Genomic DNA, 17,024 nt, shown 5'->3' on the forward strand with positions numbered 1-17,024 from the left:
CAATGCCGCGACCGGTCGCGCCAGCGTGACCTGGGACAGCTCACAACTCGATCTTGCACAAGTCATGCGCACGATCGCGCAACTTGGATACGTGCCGCATCCGCTATCCGATGAAACGGTAAGCCGAGCCTTGCGTCAGGAACGGCACGACAGTCTGAAGCGACTCGCGGTCTCGGGCTTCGGCATGATGCAGGTCATGATGTTCGCAGTGGCCGTGTACTCGGCCGAGCTGGGGAACGAAATCATGGATCCGGCGATCCATGGCTACTTCCGCATCGTGAGCCTGCTCGTCGCCACTCCAGTGATGTTCTATGCAGGCGCACCGATTCTGCTGAGCGCATGGCGCAGCGTGCGCAGCCGCGCGGTCGGCATGGATGTGCCGGTGAGCATCGCGCTGCTGCTCGCTTACGCGGCCAGCGTCTGGAACACATTCACCGGTTCCGCCGGCGAGGTGTACTTCGATTCCGTCACGATGTTCATTTTCTTCCTCACGCTCGGCCGATTCGTGCAGATGAGCGTGCGTCAACACACGGCCGGCGTCACCGATGCGCTGGCAAGGCAACTGCCATCCATCGCGCATCGCATCCGCGCAGATGGCGTTGAGGACGTGCCGGTGACCTCGTTGCGCGTCGGCGATGTGATCCAGGTTCGCCGAGGCGAAGTGCTGCCGGCCGATGGCGAGCTACTCGACGCCGAGGCGCAGCTGGACGAAGCCATGCTCACCGGCGAGTCGCTGCCCGTACGAAGGCGCCGAGGCGAACGAATCGTTGCCGGCACGCTCAACGTCGATGAGCCCGTGCGCATGACGGTGAAGGCGCTCGGCGGCGATACGGCGCTATCTCACATCGTCTCACTCATGCAGCGTGCGCAAACGTACAAGCCTGCGCTGTCTCGCAATGCCGACGCGGCGGCCGCGCGATTTCTCAACTATGTGTTGCTTGGAGCGGGACTGACCTGCGCGCTGTGGCTGGCCATCGAACCATCGCGAGCGTTCGCTGCCACTCTCGCGGTGCTGGTGGTGGCATGTCCCTGCGCCTTTGCCATTGCGATGCCGGCTGCTCTCGCCGCAGCTACGGCGAACCTGGGACGCCATGGCATTCTGGTCACCGACGCAGACGCCCTCGAAAGTCTGGCAAAAGTCGATCACATCGTGTTCGACAAGACGGGAACGCTGACCCGAGGCGAACTGCGCGTTTCCAACTGTATTTCCTTGGCTGGCATGAGCGAAGCGCAGTGCCTGCGAACCGCGGCGCTGCTCGAACAATCGTCCGAGCATCCATTGGCGCGCGCCTTCGCGCCCTATCGCGAGAGAGGCGTCGTCGATGATATGCAGACCGTCGCCGGTCGCGGCGTGCAAGGCCGAGTCGAGGGCCGCTTGTTTCGTATCGGCAGCCCGGACTTCGTTGCCGAACTGCACAACCAACCCTCTCCTCCAACATCGCCGGCCGGACTGGTGGGCAGCGTCATCATGCTCGGAGACGAGCATGAGGCATTGGCCTGGTTCGAACTTGCCGATTCCCTGCGGCCGGCGGCCGCCGAGACGATCGATCAGTTGCGCTCGCTGAACATCGAGCCGCAGATCCTGAGCGGCGACGGCTACACCGCAGTGGCGAGTGTGGCGCGCCAGTGCGGCATCACGGAGCACTTCGCCAGCCGTACCGCCCAGCAAAAGCTCGCGCACGTACTGTGGTTACAGAATGAAGGCAAGCGCGTGGCCGTCGTTGGCGACGGGGTCAACGACGCTCCCGTGCTGGGCGCCGCGAATGTTTCTATCGCCATGGGACGAGGAGCCGCTTTGGCGCATGCAAGCGCCGAGCTGGTGCTGGTGAGCGACAATCTTTCGGCGCTGCCCGAAGCCGTCCTGCTTGCTCGGCGCACGCTCCGAATCGCGAAACAGAATCTGTTGTGGGCCGCCGTTTACAACCTCGCTTCGATTCCGTTGGCGGCGCTGGGCTTCATTCCACCCTGGCTCGCCGCGTTGGGCATGTCCATCAGCTCAGTCGCTGTGGTGCTGAATGCCACACGCCTCCTGCCTCGGGCGCCCGAGCAAATTCCTGCACCGATCGTGACCTCACTGCAACCACGGGAGTTAACGGCATGAACATTCTTTTCGTGCTGATTCCTCTGAGCCTGGCGCTGGTCGTGCTCGCGGGCTGGGGTTTTTTCTGGGCCGTCGGCGCGGGGCAGTTCGACGACCTCGAATCGCCCGGCTGGGATGCGCTCCGGGATGAATGATTCGACTGCCATCAGCCTTTCCGCCGCGTTCATCGCGGGTGTGGCGGGCAGTGCGCACTGCTTTGCCATGTGCGGTGGTCTGGCAGGAGCGCTCGGTATGCGGGCTCGCGTTACCGCGAACAGCGCCGGTGCAGCCTTCAGCAACGCCCTTTCCTATCACGTGGGCCGCCTGAGCGGGTACACCCTCGCCGGCGCGATCTGCGGCTTGATTGGCGCCACGCTGCAAACAGTGCTGGACCTGGCGCGTATCGGCGCGACGCTTCGCATCGCGAGCGGCGTATTGCTGTTGTCGATTGCGCTGCGAATGTTGTCGCCCTGGAATCCGCTACGATGGCTAGAAACATTGGGTGCAAAGTTCTGGCGCAGTCTGCAGCCATTTACTCTCAGCGCTGGCGCTCGTAGCGGAAGCGCCCACGCGATCGCGCTGGGTTTTCTGTGGGGCTGGCTGCCGTGCGGCCTGGTCTATTCGATGCTGCTGTTTGCCGCGCTCAGCGCCGATGCATGGAATGGATCCGCCATCCTGCTCGCGTTCGGCCTCGGCACGTTGCCGTCGATGCTGACCAGCAGCGTGCTCGCTGCGCAAATGCAGCGGCTGCTGAAAAATCGCTGGCCCCGCTATGCCAGCGCGGTGTTGTTGCTGACATTCGGCGCCTGGATGATCTGGGTGTCGTTACCGGCACGCGGTCATGCCCATTACCACTAAGCGGTCCCGCGGATTCATGCGGCAGCGCCGAAACAAACAAATCGGAATAGGTGTCAGTCCGTAGTGACGATCTGCTGCTCCTGCGGGACCCTCGGCCGACATATGCCACTGTCCGCTTCTCTAAGTGCAGCTACGGAATCTGGCGAGCGCGCACACGCACAACCCGGGGGGCAGTCGCCGCCGCGAACGTGGTACCGCCCGCTACTCCAAGCGTGCGCGCTACTAGCCAGGCCGTTCGTGGGCGGACTCAGAAATCGCGTCGAACAGCTGGAAGCGGAGCTCGACGTGCTGAACAGCTGCAGCATCGTTTCCAGCACCGACGCCAGCGGCCGCATCACTCAGGTGAACGAGCTGTTCTGTCGCATCAGTGGCTACACGCGCGAGGAGCTGATTGGCCGTAACCACAGCCTGATCAACTCCGGTCATCACGATCGCAAATTCTTCATGGATATGTATCGCACCATCGCCACCGGTCAGTCGTGGCGCGGTGAGATTCGTAACCGGGCCAAGGATGGCAGCTATTTCTGGCTGGACATCACCATTATTCCGACCACCGACAGCTCCGGCCGTGTGACGCGTTACACCTCCGCGTGCGTGGACATCACGGCTCGTAAGAGCGCCGAAGATATGCTGGCCAAGCTGCGAGAGCGTCATAAGCTCGCCATCGACGGCTCCGGCATCTGCCTGTGGGACTGGGATCTGGTGCGCGACGCCCTGCAGTTCGACGGTAACTGGGGCCCGATGCTCGGCCATGGCCGGGAGGAAGTCGGTCCCATGTCGCGCGCCGCGTTGAATCGCGCCGTACATCCCGACGATCTGGCGCATACGTTGCAACAAATCGAGCGGCACTGTCAGGGCGAGACGCCCTTCTTCGAAAGCGAAGCACGAATCCGCCACAAGGATGGGCACTGGGTATCGATGTTGTTTCGCGGCTCGGTCAACAAGCGCGATCAGAACGGCCTCGCGTTACGCATCTCCGGCACGGCCATCGAAATCTCCGAACTGAAACAGGCGATGCGCCTGGCCGAGCAATCCGAGGCGCTGCTGAAGACGGTCATCGACCTGCTGCCCCAGCGGGTGTTCTGGAAAGATCGCGACGGCCGCTTCCTCGGCGCGAACCGCAATTTCAAAATGGACGCGGGGGTGGAGGAAATCGTTGGCAAGACCGATAGCGACGTGCCCTGGGCAGGCAACCAGGTCGACGGCCTGGTCGACACGCTGGCCGACTCGGCCGTGGAACAACACATCATGGATAGCCGTCAGCCGGTGCTGAACCTGGTGCAGCAGTTCACGCAAGGCGAGCACACCGAGTGGCGCACGACCAGCAAAGTGCCATTGATCGACGCGCGCGGCGATGTGTGGGGCGTGCTCGGGACGTACCAGGACATCACGCCGTTCAAGCTGGTAGAAGCCGAACTGATCAAGGCGCGCAACGCCGCCGAGGGCGCCAGCAAGGCCAAGAGCGATTTCCTCGCGACCATGAGTCACGAGATTCGCACGCCCATGAACGGCGTCATCGGCTTCACCGATTTGTTGTTGGAAACATCGCTGACGCCCGAACAGCAGAGCATGGCCAGCACCATCCGCGACTCGGGTCGCGCGCTGATGACCATCATCGACGACATCCTGGATTTTTCGCGCATCGAAGCGGGCCGCGTGACCATCGAACGCGCGCGGGTCGACGCCAGAAAAATCGCGCATGACGTGCTGACGCTATTGCGGCCTCGCGCGGCGGAGAAAAAGCTGCACTTCGAAGTCCAGTGGCCCGACACGATATCGACCAGCACGATCGCCGACGCCGGCCGGCTGCGGCAGGTGCTGGTGAACCTCGCCTCGAACGCCATCAAGTTCACGGACCACGGCCGTGTGACGATTCGCGCCGCTTGCGAAAGCGAGGGCATGGTGCGTATCGAAGTCGAAGACACCGGCATCGGCATCACCCCCGAGCAACTGCCCCGCCTGTTCGCGAAGTTCACGCAGGCGGACTCGTCGACCACCCGCAAGTACGGCGGCACCGGGCTGGGCCTGGCGATTTCCAAACAGCTGGTCGAATTGATGAACGGTCAGATCGGCGGCGCCAGCGAGCCGGGGGTCGGTTCTAAGTTCTGGTTCACGCTGCCGCTTGCACAACGCAGCGAGACCACCGGCAGCCATCGTGTCCTCACGCTGGACGCTTCGCTGGCGCCCGCCAATCAGCAGTCGATCTCGGCAGCACACCCGCGCGTGCTGATCGTCGAAGACCATGCCGTCAATCGCATGCTCGCGACGCGCCTGCTGGCCAAGCTCGGTTGCGAAGTGGATCTGGCCGAGAACGGCCGGTTCGCTTGCGAACGCACGTCGCAGCAGGCTTACGATCTGATCTTCATGGACTGTCAGATGCCCGAGATGGATGGTTTCGAGGCCACGCGCGTCATCCGAGACCGCGAGCGATCAGGCGGCGGCGCGCACACTCCCATCGTCGCGCTCACCGCCAACGCCATGAGCCAGGATCGGGAGCGTTGCATCGAGGCAGGCATGGACGATTACATCACCAAGCCCTATTCCGGCGCGGATTTCGAGCGGGTTCTGCAGCGCTGGTGCCGACCTCAGGCGTTGCCAGCGGTCGGCATCGAGAAATAAACCGTCGCGCCGCGCCCTTCCACGCCCTCCGCCCACGTGCGGCCGCCATGACGCTGCACGATCCGCCGCACGTTCGCCAGGCCCACGCCAGTGCCTTCGAAGTCCTTGTCCGCGTGCAGCCGCTGAAACACGCCGAATAGACGATCGGCATACTGCATGTTGAAGCCGACGCCGTTGTCGCGCACGTAATAAACCACCTCTTCGTCGTTCACGTCGGCGCCGATCTCGATCTTCGCCGGATCGCGCGGGCGCGTGTACTTCACGGCATTCGCCAGCAGGTTGACCCAGACCTGTTTCATGAGCTGCGGATCGCCCACGATGTCCGGAATCGAATGCCGCTCCCAGTCGATGTGCCGGTCGTTGAGCTCCGGCTCCAGCTCCTGGAAAGTTTCGTCGATCAACTCGTCCATGCGAATGCGCTGGCGATGCATGGCGGCGCGGCCGATGCGCGAGAACGCCAGCAGGTCGTCGATCAACCGGGTCATGCGCATCGCCGCCTTCTGCACGGTCTGCACGTGACGCCGTTCTTCGTTATTGAGTTTGCTGCCGGCGGACACCTCGAGCATGGACACATACGAATGGATGTGACGCAGCGGCATGCGCAGATCGTGCGATACCGAGTGACAGAAAGATTCCAGATCCGCATTGGCCGCCAGGAGATCGTCATTCTTCTGACGCAGGGCCCGGTTCAATTCGCTGACCTGCTCGGCGATGCGCACCCGCTCGGCGATCTCCTGCTCCAGCTCGTAACGCGCTTTGTCCAGCTCGACGAACACCGCGACCTTGGCGCGCAAGACCTCGGGCTCCAGCGGCTTCATCAAATAATCGACCGCGCCGGCCGAATAGCCGCTGAAGACCATCTCGGCGGTGCGCATCATGCCCGTGAGAAAAATGATCGGCGTGGCGCGCGAACGCTCGCGCGCCCGGATCAGCGCCGCGGTCTCGATGCCGCTCATGCCCGGCATCTGCACGTCGAGCAGGATCACGGCGAAGTCGTGTTCCAGCACGCACCTGAGCGCCTGTTCGCCACGCGAGGCGGTGATCAGATTCTGACCCAAGCCCTCCAGCACCGCTTCCAACGCGTCCAGATTGGCCTGCTCGTCGTCGACCAGCAGGATGTTCGATTTGTGAGCTGTCTTGGTCGTCATGCGGGATCCTCCAACAACAACCTCGCCGCTAACCCACCTTGCGATACAGGCGCTGTCGCGGCGACAGCAACTCGTAATGCGACTCGTGCTGCGACAAATGCAGCGACTCGCTCTGGCCCAGCCCGAGAAATCCCAGCCGCACCAGGCTTTCGCTGAACAGCTGGTGCACGCGATCGCGCAGCGCTTCGTCGAAATACATGAGCACGTTGCGGCAGAAGATCACATGGAATTCGTTGAACGACGCGTCGCGCGCCAGGTCGTGCCGGAACACGGCGATACGGTTCAGCACCGCCGGATCGAGAACCGCCGACGACTCGCCGCGCGTGTAGTAATCGGACAGACTGCGGATGCCGCCGGCGATCCGATAGTTCTGCTCGTATTCGGCCAGCGAGGCCAGCGGCAGCGAGCCCGCCCGGGCCTGCTCCAGCACCGCCTCGTTGATGTCGGTGGCATAGATACGGCAGCGGTCGTACATCCCTTCTTCACGCAGCAGGATCGCCAGCGAAAAAGCTTCCTGTCCGGTGGAACAGCCGGCGACCCACAAGCGCGGATAGGGATAAGTCCGCAGCACCGGCACGACACGCTCGCGAAACAGACGGAAGAACGACGGGTCGCGAAACATGGTGGTGACCCGGAGCATGATCCGGTCGAGCACCTTGGCGAGAAAGCGCGGATCGCCGTGAATGCGATCGGTCAGCTCGCCCAGACCGGACAGGCCTTCGCCCTTGATCACGCTGCGCAAACGGCGTTGCAAGGCGCGCTTGCCGTAGCCGCTCAGGTCCACGCCGCTCAGATCGAACAGTTCATCCAGGAACTCTTGCAGGTCCGCCTCCCTGCCATGACCCTCGTCGACACCGTCGACGTGCGTGCTGCTTGGAAATTCGCCCGGAGTCATGCAGCTGCCCTGGCGTCGCCCGCTAGCGCTGCCTGTACAGCCAGACGCGCAACATGGAGCGCAGTTGATCCAGATCGACCGGTTTCGCCAGATAATCGGTCGCGCCACACTGCAAACATTCTTCGCGCGCCCGCGCCATTGCTTTTGCAGTGAGCACGATGATAGGAAGATTGGCGTGCCGCTCGATGCGCCGGATGCGACGGATGGCTTCGAAGCCGTCCATCTCGGGCATCATCACATCCATCAGCACCACGTCGAAATGTTCCGGCGACTGCAGGATCTCGATGGCAGCGGCCCCGCTCTCGGCGTAGCGCACGCGCATGTGATGACTTTCCAGGCCGGCGGTGATGGCGAAGATATTGCGGACATCGTCGTCGACCACCAGCACGCTGCGACCTCGCAGCGTGGGATCTTCCTTGCGGGCCCGCTCCAGCAACTGACGACGCGACTCGGGCATCCGTGAGGCCGGGTAATGCAGCAGCAGCGCCGTCTCGTCCAGCAAGCGCTCGGGAGAGCTGGCGTCCTTGATGATGATGGCCTCGGAAACGGCGCGCAGCTCGGTCTCTTCGGTGCGCGACAGAGGCTTACCGGTGTAGATGACTACCGGCGGCGCGTTCTTGCCATGGCGGCGTTGCATGGTGGCGATCAAATCCGCGCCGCTCATATCCGGCAGCACGAGATCCGCGATCATGCAGTGGAACCGGCCTTCGTCCAGCGCCTGCAGCGCCTCGGCCGCGCTGCCTCTGGCGACGATTTCCACATCGGTGGCGCTGAACAGATCGGTCACGGCGTCGCGTTGCCGCTTGTCGTCTTCGACGATCAACAGGCGGCGCGTGGGGTTGTCGAGCAGTTGCAGGGTTTCGCCGAGCACTGAGTCGAGGCTTTCGCGCGTGACCGGCTTGTGCAGAAATGTCAGCGCGCCCTGCATGAGCGCGCGCTCACGCTGATCCTCAACCGAAATGACGTGCACCGGCACATGCCGCAGCTCCGGATCGTGTTTCAAACGATCCAGCACCGCCCAGCCGTTGCTGTCCTTCAGCAGCAGGTCGAGAGTGATCGCACTGGGCTTGAAGCGGCGCGCGGCGCGAAGGCCTTCCTGCGCCGAACGCTCGATGATCACTTTGAAGCCTTTTTCGCGAGCGAAATCGGCGAGCACCGCGGAGAAGCTGCGATCGTCTTCGATGACCAGCAGGATACGATCGCCCGCCACCAGATTGGAACGATCGTCATCCGTCGGCCCCGACGCGTCTTCCAACAACGGGAGCTCCGCTGTTGTCTCTTGCTCCTCCACCGCACGCAGCGTTGCACGGGACATTTGCGGCGGCTCCGGCGCCCTCTGCACGGGAGTATCGGCACTCATTGCAGTAGGCAAATACAAAGTGAACGTGCTGCCGACGCCCGGTGTGCTGTCGAGCGTCAACGCGCCTTGTAACAAACGACTGAGCTCGCGACTGATGGACAGCCCCAACCCCGTCCCGCCGTAGCGCCGCGACGTGCCCGCGTCCGCTTGCCGGAATGCTTCGAACACGATCTCCTGTCGATCCGGCGCGACGCCGATGCCCGTATCGATCACACGAAAGGCGACAACTGCGCCGGCCGCTGCGAGTGTCGGAACATTGTTGCCCCACCCGGACGTGGCGCGCTCGATCTTCAAAGTCACGCCGCCTTTGGAGGTGAACTTGAATGCGTTCGACAGCAGGTTGCGCAGGATCTGTTGCAAGCGCCGGCCGTCGGTCACCAGCGTCGCGGGCACATCGGCCGCGACTTCGACGGTGAATCTCAAATGCGCATTCTCGGCCACATGATCGAAAGCCTGTCGCATCTGCTGCGTGACGTCGCTGACACGGACCTGCGCCACGTCGGCGGTGACCGTGCCCGACTCGATCTTCGCCAGGTCGAGGATATCGTTGATCAGATCGAGCAGATCGTTGCCTGCGCCGTGAATGGTGTTGGCGCGCTCGACCTGCTTGGCCGTCAGCGTGCCCTCGTTGTTCTCCGCCAGGATCTTGGACAGGATCAGCAGACTGTTGAGCGGCGTGCGCAGCTCGTGCGACATGTTGGCGAGGAATTCGGATTTGTACTTGGAGCTCTGCGCCAGCTGCTGGACCTTTTCTTCGAGCGCCCCGCGCGCCAGCTCCACTTCCTTGTTGGCGCGCTCCAGCGCTTCGCGCTGCTCCTGCAAAACCGTCGCGCGTTCCTCCATTTCGACGTTGCTCTGCTGCAGCTCCTCGTTGACCTGCTCCATCTCCGCGTTGGTCTGCTGCAGTTCGGCCTGCTGCTCGCGCAACTTATCCGACAAGTCAGTGGCCTCCGCCAGCAGCTCCTCGGTTTTTTTCGCAGCCTGCAACGCATGCAGCACCGTGCCGAAGCTGTCACAGAAGCGCTGGAGCAATGTCAGCTGCACCGGCGAGAAGCTCGTCAAGGTCGCCAGCTCGATCACCGCCTTGACCTTGCCTTCGAACGCAGCCGGCATCACCACGACCTGCGCGGCAGGCGCGCGACCGAGCGCGGAGCTGACGCGCAGATAGTCTTCCGGAACTTTATCGAGCACCACGCCGGTGCAGTCCCGATAACACTGACCGATCAGGCCCTGACCGCGAATGATCCGCTGCGGCGGATTGTCGGCGGCGTAGCTGGCTTGCAGCTCCAGCACGATGCCCTCTTCGCCAGTGGGCACATAGATGAGCGATTGCCTCGCGCCGACCAGCACCGCCAGCTCGCTCAGGATCTTCTCGGCGAGTTTGTTTGGATCGCGCGCGCCTTCCAGCAAACGCGACAGGCGCGCCAGGCTGGTGTTCAACCAATCCTGTTCCGCCAACGACTGCTCGCGTGCTGCGATCTGTGCGGCCATATTATTGAAGGCAGTCGCGAGGCGACCCAGCTCGTCGTTCCGGCCAACGGCGACCGCGAGCTGATAATCGCCTCGCGCGACCCGACTCGCGCCGGCCGCGAGCGCCGACACGGGTCGCAAGATGCTCCGAGTCACCAACCATCCCGCCAGAGCGATCAGCAACACCGCGACCACGGATCCATACGTGGTGAGCTGCCGGGTCACTGCTTCGGCGGCTTTCGCCCGCGCACGGCGTTCAGTGAGCAAACGATTGTCTTCACTATCGATGGCGCGGGTGAGTCGATCGATGCGGTCCATGATCGCTGTGCCGGCCAGCACCATGGCTTCCGCGTCCGTATGCTGCGGATCGAACAGCTGGCGCAGGTTATCGAATCGTTGTCTCACCACCGGCACCAACGTGCCCACCGCTTGTTGCTGCGTGGAATTATCGGCCGTCAGCGACCTGAGCTCGGCAAGGGTGCGTTCGGCATCGATGACGGTGGCGTCGAACTGTTCTCGAAATACGGGCGCTCCGGTCAATTTGAAGCCGCGCGCCGCGGCTTCGGCCTGCCTGACCAGGCGCAACGCATGCTCGTTCCTGCTCAGCACTCGCAACGAGTGCTGCACCCAGCCGCGTTCCTGCTGGCTGGCGCTCAGGCGGGAATTCACCCCCATGCTCAGCAGCGCCAGCAACAGCAATGCGACGCCGAAGCCGGCGCCGATGCGCACTCCGACGGAGAGCAGCGAACGACGGGTAGGTTCTGGTTGGGTGGCGGCCGCTGGCGCCAGCCCCTGATGGGCCCTGAAATGCTCGGACCCGAGAAGATCGGTCCTGAGAGCGGGGTCAGACAGCCCGGTCTGTCCTAGCGAGCTGGCGTGCATGATCCAGTAAATGTTTCAGCATCAGATCGGTGCGCATCGTTTGGACGCCGCGCGGCACGATAGATACGGAGGGTGCTGCTAGCAATCGGTAGTTAACGCGCCTACAGCACAGCCGCAATTTGTTGCCGCGCCAACGGTGGTGGGCAATCCGAACAGGCGCCAGATGCGTGGTTTTTTTCCAGGCGATGTACACTGCCGGGCAAGACTAAAACATCAGGGAGAGTGGGGATGAATAAAGTAGTGCAGCCGGTCGTCCATATATTGGATGACGACGAAGAAGTGCGAGACGTGCTCACGGCTTTGGTGCAAGCAGCCGGCCATGTCGTGGTTTCTTACAGCCGTCCGTCGCTGTTCCTGGAAAAACTCGATCACGCCACGCCCGGCGCCTTGATCCTGGACGTGCGCCTGCCTGAAATGAGCGGCCTGGAGCTGCAGCGCCATTTGAACCGCATCGGCTCCATCCTGCCGGTGATCCTGATCACCAACCACGCCGATATCCCGATGGTGGTCGAAGCCATGCGCGAAGGCGCCTTCGATTTCCTGGAAAAGCCGGTCAGGCAGCAGGATCTGCTCGATCGCGTCAGCACCGCTTTGAAAAAGGATGCAAACAATCGCGAGAGCATCCGCCGGCATGCCGACATCCGCGCGCGCTTCCTGACGCTGAGCGCTCGCGAGAAGGAAGTGTTGCAACTGGTGGTGGAAGGACGGGCCAATAAAGTGATCGCGCTCGATCTCGGCTTGAGCGAGCGCACCGTCGAGGTTCATCGCGGCAACATCATGGACAAAATGAGCGCACAGTCGCTGGCCCACCTGGTCCGTATGCACATGATCATACAATCCAGCGTAGGCGCGAACTGACCGACGCGGATGTTTCCGCACGCTCGCGACGCGCCTTTTGTTTGTTTTGTTGCGGGTCCAGGCAACGCCTGCGGAACGACCTTTCTTTGTGCGGAATAACATAAGCCAAGTCGTTGTACACAACGATGTGGCGACGCCTGTATTCGGACGTTTGTCCGATACCTTCCCTTAAGCGGAGGTGCGTATAGATGCGGACGCCGCCCCATGGGCGCGCGCTTAGACTGCTCGCAAAATCCAGGGTGCAGCGAAGCCGATCGGAAACGAGGCGCGCGACGAGGAGATCCCCTGAACAACAAACATTCCGAATCCTCCCTGACTCCGGCCCGCGTGACCGCGGCTAACGCGGGTCGGCCGCCGGCCTTCATGCCGTTTGCTCGCACCGTCGCGGTGGTCTGCATGGCGGTGGGCGGCACCGCGCTGGTGGGCTGGTGGCTGTCCAAACCTTTGTTCAACAGCGTGCTGCCCGGCCTGGGCACGATGAAGCCGAACACGGCGCTGTGCTTCGTGCTGAGTGGACTGTCGATCGCGGCGCTTGCACAGTCGCGACGCAATGACGTCATCGATCGCTCGCTGGCGCGGATCCAGCCCGTGGCGGCGCTGCTGTTACTGCTGGTCGCGAGCCTCACTCTGCTCAGCTACGTGCTGAACCTGGCCACCGGCATCGACAAGCTGCTGGTGGCAGATAGCACACCCAACAGCCTGCTCGTGTTTCCGTGGCGCATGTCACCGATCAGCGCCATCAGCTTCAGCTTGCTCGCGGTCGCGATGCTGCCGTGGCCGACGAGGCTCGCGCGACTGTGGCTGGCGATGGAGCTGCTGGTGCTGGTCACCGCCGTAGCCGCGTTCGTCATGTTGCTGGGTTATGCGTACCAGGCGTCCTCGTTGTACTCGCTGCCGGGCTTTTCCGTGGTCGCGTTGCATACAGCGCTGGGTCTGCTGTTACTGGCCGCGGCGCTGTTGACCGTGCACCCGCGCTTCTTATTGGCCGGACAGATCACGGCGACCGATCAGGCCGGCGCGGAAATGCGGCGATTGTTTCCCGCCGCGATTCTTCTGCCCTGTGTGGTCGGCTGGTTGTTGCTGCAAGGTCAGCGACGCGGCTGGTACGACCCCGAAATCGGCCTCGCCTGTTTCACGGCCGCCAACATCCTGATCTTCTCCATGCTGATCTGGTGGAACTCTCGGGCCGTTCGCCGCAGCGACAAAGCGCTGCGCGCCCACTTGCGCCGCGTCGAAGCCGTGGCCGAAATGGATCGCGCCATTCTCGGCATGCGCTCCACCAGGGAGATCGCCGAAAAGGCGCTGGATCATTTGCGTCGCATGGTGCCGTGCGCCTGCGCCAGTCTCATCGTGTTCGATCAAAACTCCGGCGCACGGCGTTTGCTGGCCGCCGGCGCGTTTGGAGATACGAACGTCCTGCCTCGGGCGCATTCCATCGGTAGTTACGAGCAGGCTTTGCGAGAAGCGGACGCTGGCGCAGCCATCCTGCTGGGCAACCTGAACGCCCTTCCCTCGGACTCAGAGCTGTTCGGCGACTTGCGTCGCGCTGGTGCGATGTCTTATGCGGCCCTGCCGCTGCGAGGCGAGCAGCACCTGCTCGGCATGCTGGAGCTGATCGATTCGCGGCCGCATTGTTTTTCCGCGGATCACATTCAAGCGGCGCACAGCATTGCCGACCAGCTAGCGATCGCGCTTCAGCAGGCCTTGCTGAGGGAGAATCTCGACCGGCATACCGCTTCGCTGGAACGTCGCGTGCAGGAACGGACCCGCGAGCTGCAGGTGATGAACCAGGAGCTGACTTTCGCCAATCGCGACCTCGAAGAGTTCACCGCCTCGGCCGCACATGACTTGCGCGCGCCGCTGAACGCCATGGCCGGTCACTGCGGCATGCTGCGCGATCTGATCAAACAATTGCCGGACGAGGAAGCGCGGCATCGCATGGAGCGCATCGATGCGTCCGTGCGACGGATGAACGACGTGATCGACGGCATGCTGGGGCTGGCTCAGCTCACCAAGATCGAGCTGGTGCGCAGGCCGGTGGATCTCAATGCCGTCGCCACCGAAGTGGTGCAGGAACTGCAGCAGCAGTTTCCCAACCATCGCGTGCACTACCGGATCGACGCAGGCCCTGCGCTATTCGCCGATCCGAGGCTGATCCGCAGTCTGTTGTTCAACCTGCTCGGTAACGCCTGGAAATATACAAAGCACGCCGAGCGCCCGTCGGTGGAACTGATCCGCGGCGAGGGCGATGCCGATCCGACCTTCGTGGTCCGCGACAACGGCGTCGGCTTCGATATGAATTTCGCGCAGCATTTGTTCGAGCCGTTCCGGCGCATGCACACGCTCGCAGAATTTCCCGGCGTGGGCATCGGTCTCGCCACATGTGCACGCATCGTGCAGCGATATGGCGGCCGCATCTGGGCCGAAAGCGCCGTCGGCAAGGGCGCCGCGTTTCATTTCACGCTGCCGGACGCTGCGGCATCGGCTGCCGACAGCGTCGCGGCGGTGAATGCTGAGTCCTAGAACTCGTGCCAGTCGCCGCCGCTGGCCTTCGCCATCGGAGCCGGGGCGACCGGCGTGCGAGTCGCTGCTGAAGGCTTCTTGTTAGGTTTGCTGGCAGGCTGCTTGAGCGGCTTGACCGACGCTATCGGCTTGACCGCGACGACCGGCGCGGCGACGTGAGAAGAAACATGGTCGGCGGTCCGGAACTGCCCCACCTGAGCCACCAGTCCCTGGCCCTGCTGCTCGAGCGACTTGCTGGCGGCCGAGGCTTCTTCGACGAGCGCGGCGTTCTGCTGCGTCATCGAATCCATCTGCGCCACGGCGTTGTTCACCTGATCGATGCCCTGCGCCTGCTCCTCGCTGGCCGCGGCAATCTCGGCCACGATGTCGCTGACTTTCTTCACGGCTTCCATGATGTCCGTCAGGGTGCGGCCCGACTCGTCCACCAGCTCGGTGCCGGCGCGCACCTTGCCGACTGAATCGTTGATGAGATCTTTGATCTCCTTCGCGGCGCTGGCGCTGCGCTGGGCGAGACTGCGCACTTCGGACGCGACCACGGCGAAGCCACGCCCCTGCTCACCCGCGCGTGCCGCCTCGACTGCTGCGTTCAACGCCAGCAGGTTGGTCTGGAATGCGATTTCGTCGATGACGCCGATGATGTCGGCGATCTTGCGGCTGGAGGCATTGATCTCTTCCATCGCGCCCACGGCCCGTTGCACGACCTGGCCGCCTTTCTCGGCATGCGACCGCGCGTTGCTGGAAAGCTGATTGGCCTGGCGCGCGTTGTCCGCGTTTTGTTTCACCGTCGCCGTCATTTCTTCCATGCTCGACGCCGTTTCTTCGAGCGCGGCCGCCTGTTCCTGCGTGCGCTGATTGAGATCGTCATTGCCGCGGGCAATCTGCAACGCGCCGCTGGACATCGACGCCGACAGAGACTTAGTGGTCGAGATGATCTGGTGCAACTTGCCGATGAAGCCGTTCAGCGAGCGCGCGATGTCGCCGAACTCGGCGTCCATTTGCGGCAACTGATAAGTGAGATCGCCGTCGCCGGCGCGCAAATCTTCAGTCGCGCGCAACACCTGACGCAACGGATTCACGATGCTGCGTGCGATGGCAATGGCGAGAACGATGGACAGGATCACGGCGATGGCGCCACCGCCGATCAACACCGTCGCAGCGAACTCTCTCGCTTCCTCGGCGGCTGCGGCGCGCTCTTTCAACAGGTCCTGCTCGATTTTATCGAGGTCGGCGAGCATGACACGCATGGCGTCCATGCCTTTCTTGCCGCGCGCTTCACGTTCCAACGCGACCACGTCCGACATCGTCGCGTCGCCGGTGGTCACTTCGCGCCTCAGACCGATCGCGGGCTCCACGGCGTGCGCCATCCAGTCCGCCTGCGCAGCGCGTATCGCTTGCAACTTCTCCAACACCTGCGAATCTTTGGTGGACTGCTCGATGTTCGCAGCGTGTGTTTCGAACTCCTGCCGCCCGTTGGTCAGCGGCTCGAGGAACGAATCGACGCCCGTCAGCAGGAAGCCGCGCGCGCCGGTCTCCATGTTGATGAGCGCATCGCCCAGACTGTTGACCTGTTCGATGATCTCGTAGGTCTCGACGTTTGCGCGCTCGGCCGCTTCCTGCTTGCCCTGGCTCACGGTGGCCACCGCGATCAATGCGATGAGAATGGCGACCACGACCGCGAAGGCCGCGATCAGTCGCGTATTGATGCTGAGTCTGGACAAGGCCACGACAACTCCCGAAGAAAATCAACAAAGGGCTGCAGCGGTTTATCGGTCAGGGGGTCGTCAGCTTGATCGACTGTCGAGGGATTCGGGGATTGGCCTAGGCGATCTCGCCGAATAACGCCAGGGTGGAGCGGCTCGCCAGGAATTTCTTACAGTCAGGGAACTTATTGCTTGACTTGCGCAATCCAGGCGTTCCGCGAATGTGACAGATTATCGGCGGCTGCCCAGCAAGCAGGCGCAAGTGACTGACGCCGCAGAAAAAGAATATCGGGCAACCGCACCAGAATGGCGCACGGACCTGGAAGTTGGCGGCTGGCGCCCCCACTACGGCTAACATGCGCGCGCCGATGAATATGTCTTCGAAAACACACCGGAGGGATCATGACCGTCTTGCGCAATAACGCAGGTGATCCGGCCAAACAGCAACAAGCCATCGAAGCTCTCGCCAAGGAGAGCGACGCCCCGGTCGAACATGTGCGCGAGCTGTACGAAATCGAACATGCGCGCCTGAATTCGCAAGCCCGTGTCAAGACGTTCGTGTCCGTGATCGCCACCCGCCTCGTGCGCAACGTGCTGCACGCGGAACGGACCAATCACAGCTGATGACCCC

General features: G+C 62.9%; 11 protein-coding genes. 7 read left to right on the forward strand and 4 right to left on the reverse strand.

All coding sequences use genetic code 11. The annotated features are described in order from the left end of the window. The 4 genes from VGD45_RS02650 to VGD45_RS02665 all read left to right on the forward strand — a co-directional run. On the forward strand, window positions 1-2,101 hold a 2,101-nt coding region (locus VGD45_RS02650; RefSeq protein ID WP_331153715.1), incomplete at its 5' end, for a cation-translocating P-type ATPase. Then, window positions 2,098-2,235, forward strand: a complete 138-nt coding sequence (gene ccoS / locus VGD45_RS02655) for a cbb3-type cytochrome oxidase assembly protein CcoS (protein WP_331153716.1) — start codon at window positions 2,098-2,100, stop codon at window positions 2,233-2,235. The genes VGD45_RS02650 and ccoS, both read left to right, overlap by 4 nt. Continuing rightward, a complete protein-coding gene (locus VGD45_RS02660) occupies window positions 2,228-2,938 on the forward strand; it encodes a sulfite exporter TauE/SafE family protein (protein WP_331153717.1) in 711 nt (236 codons plus the stop codon). Before ccoS ends, VGD45_RS02660 begins: the two co-directional genes overlap by 8 nt. A 237-nt stretch (window positions 2,939-3,175) precedes the next feature. Further along, entirely contained in the window at window positions 3,176-5,557 is a 2,382-nt protein-coding gene (locus tag VGD45_RS02665) for a PAS domain S-box protein (protein ID WP_331153718.1), read from the forward strand. Here the strand turns inward: VGD45_RS02665 and VGD45_RS02670 are convergent. Genes VGD45_RS02670 through VGD45_RS02680 form a run of 3 tightly spaced genes read right to left on the reverse strand, consistent with a single transcriptional unit; the run spans window position 5,524 to window position 11,159 of the window. After that, window positions 5,524-6,705, reverse strand: coding sequence for a sensor histidine kinase (locus tag VGD45_RS02670; RefSeq protein WP_331153719.1), 1,182 nt, complete (start codon window positions 6,703-6,705; stop codon window positions 5,524-5,526). The two genes, VGD45_RS02665 and VGD45_RS02670, sit on opposite strands and share 34 nt — an antisense overlap. A gap of 28 nt (window positions 6,706-6,733) precedes the next feature. Further along, a complete protein-coding gene (locus tag VGD45_RS02675) occupies window positions 6,734-7,600 on the reverse strand; it encodes a protein-glutamate O-methyltransferase CheR (protein WP_331153720.1) in 867 nt (288 codons plus the stop codon). A gap of 22 nt (window positions 7,601-7,622) precedes the next feature. Further along, window positions 7,623-11,159: a response regulator gene (locus VGD45_RS02680; protein ID WP_331153721.1), complete on the reverse strand. Its 3,537-nt coding sequence runs from the start codon at window positions 11,157-11,159 to the stop codon at window positions 7,623-7,625. Between the two features lie 381 nt (window positions 11,160-11,540). Here VGD45_RS02680 and VGD45_RS02685 point away from each other — a divergent pair, with 381 nt between their 5' ends. Continuing rightward, window positions 11,541-12,170, forward strand: coding sequence for a response regulator transcription factor (locus tag VGD45_RS02685; protein ID WP_331153722.1), 630 nt, complete (start codon window positions 11,541-11,543; stop codon window positions 12,168-12,170). A gap of 327 nt (window positions 12,171-12,497) precedes the next feature. Further along, the gene (locus tag VGD45_RS02690; RefSeq protein ID WP_331153723.1) at window positions 12,498-14,693 is read left to right on the forward strand and encodes a sensor histidine kinase; all 2,196 of its coding nucleotides are present in this window, start codon (window positions 12,498-12,500) and stop codon (window positions 14,691-14,693) included. Here VGD45_RS02690 and VGD45_RS02695 read toward each other — a convergent pair. Further along, entirely contained in the window at window positions 14,690-16,417 is a 1,728-nt protein-coding gene (locus VGD45_RS02695) for a methyl-accepting chemotaxis protein (protein WP_331153724.1), read from the reverse strand. The two genes, VGD45_RS02690 and VGD45_RS02695, sit on opposite strands and share 4 nt — an antisense overlap. 378 nt (window positions 16,418-16,795) lie before the next feature. On the opposite strand from VGD45_RS02695, the gene VGD45_RS02700 reads away from it, so the two are divergent. Then, entirely contained in the window at window positions 16,796-17,017 is a 222-nt protein-coding gene (locus tag VGD45_RS02700) for a DUF3562 domain-containing protein (RefSeq protein WP_331153725.1), read from the forward strand. Window positions 17,018-17,024 lie beyond the last annotated feature (7 nt).

Source organism: Steroidobacter sp. (assembly GCF_036402275.1).
In the GTDB taxonomy this organism is placed as follows: Bacteria; Pseudomonadota; Gammaproteobacteria; order Steroidobacterales; family Steroidobacteraceae; genus Steroidobacter.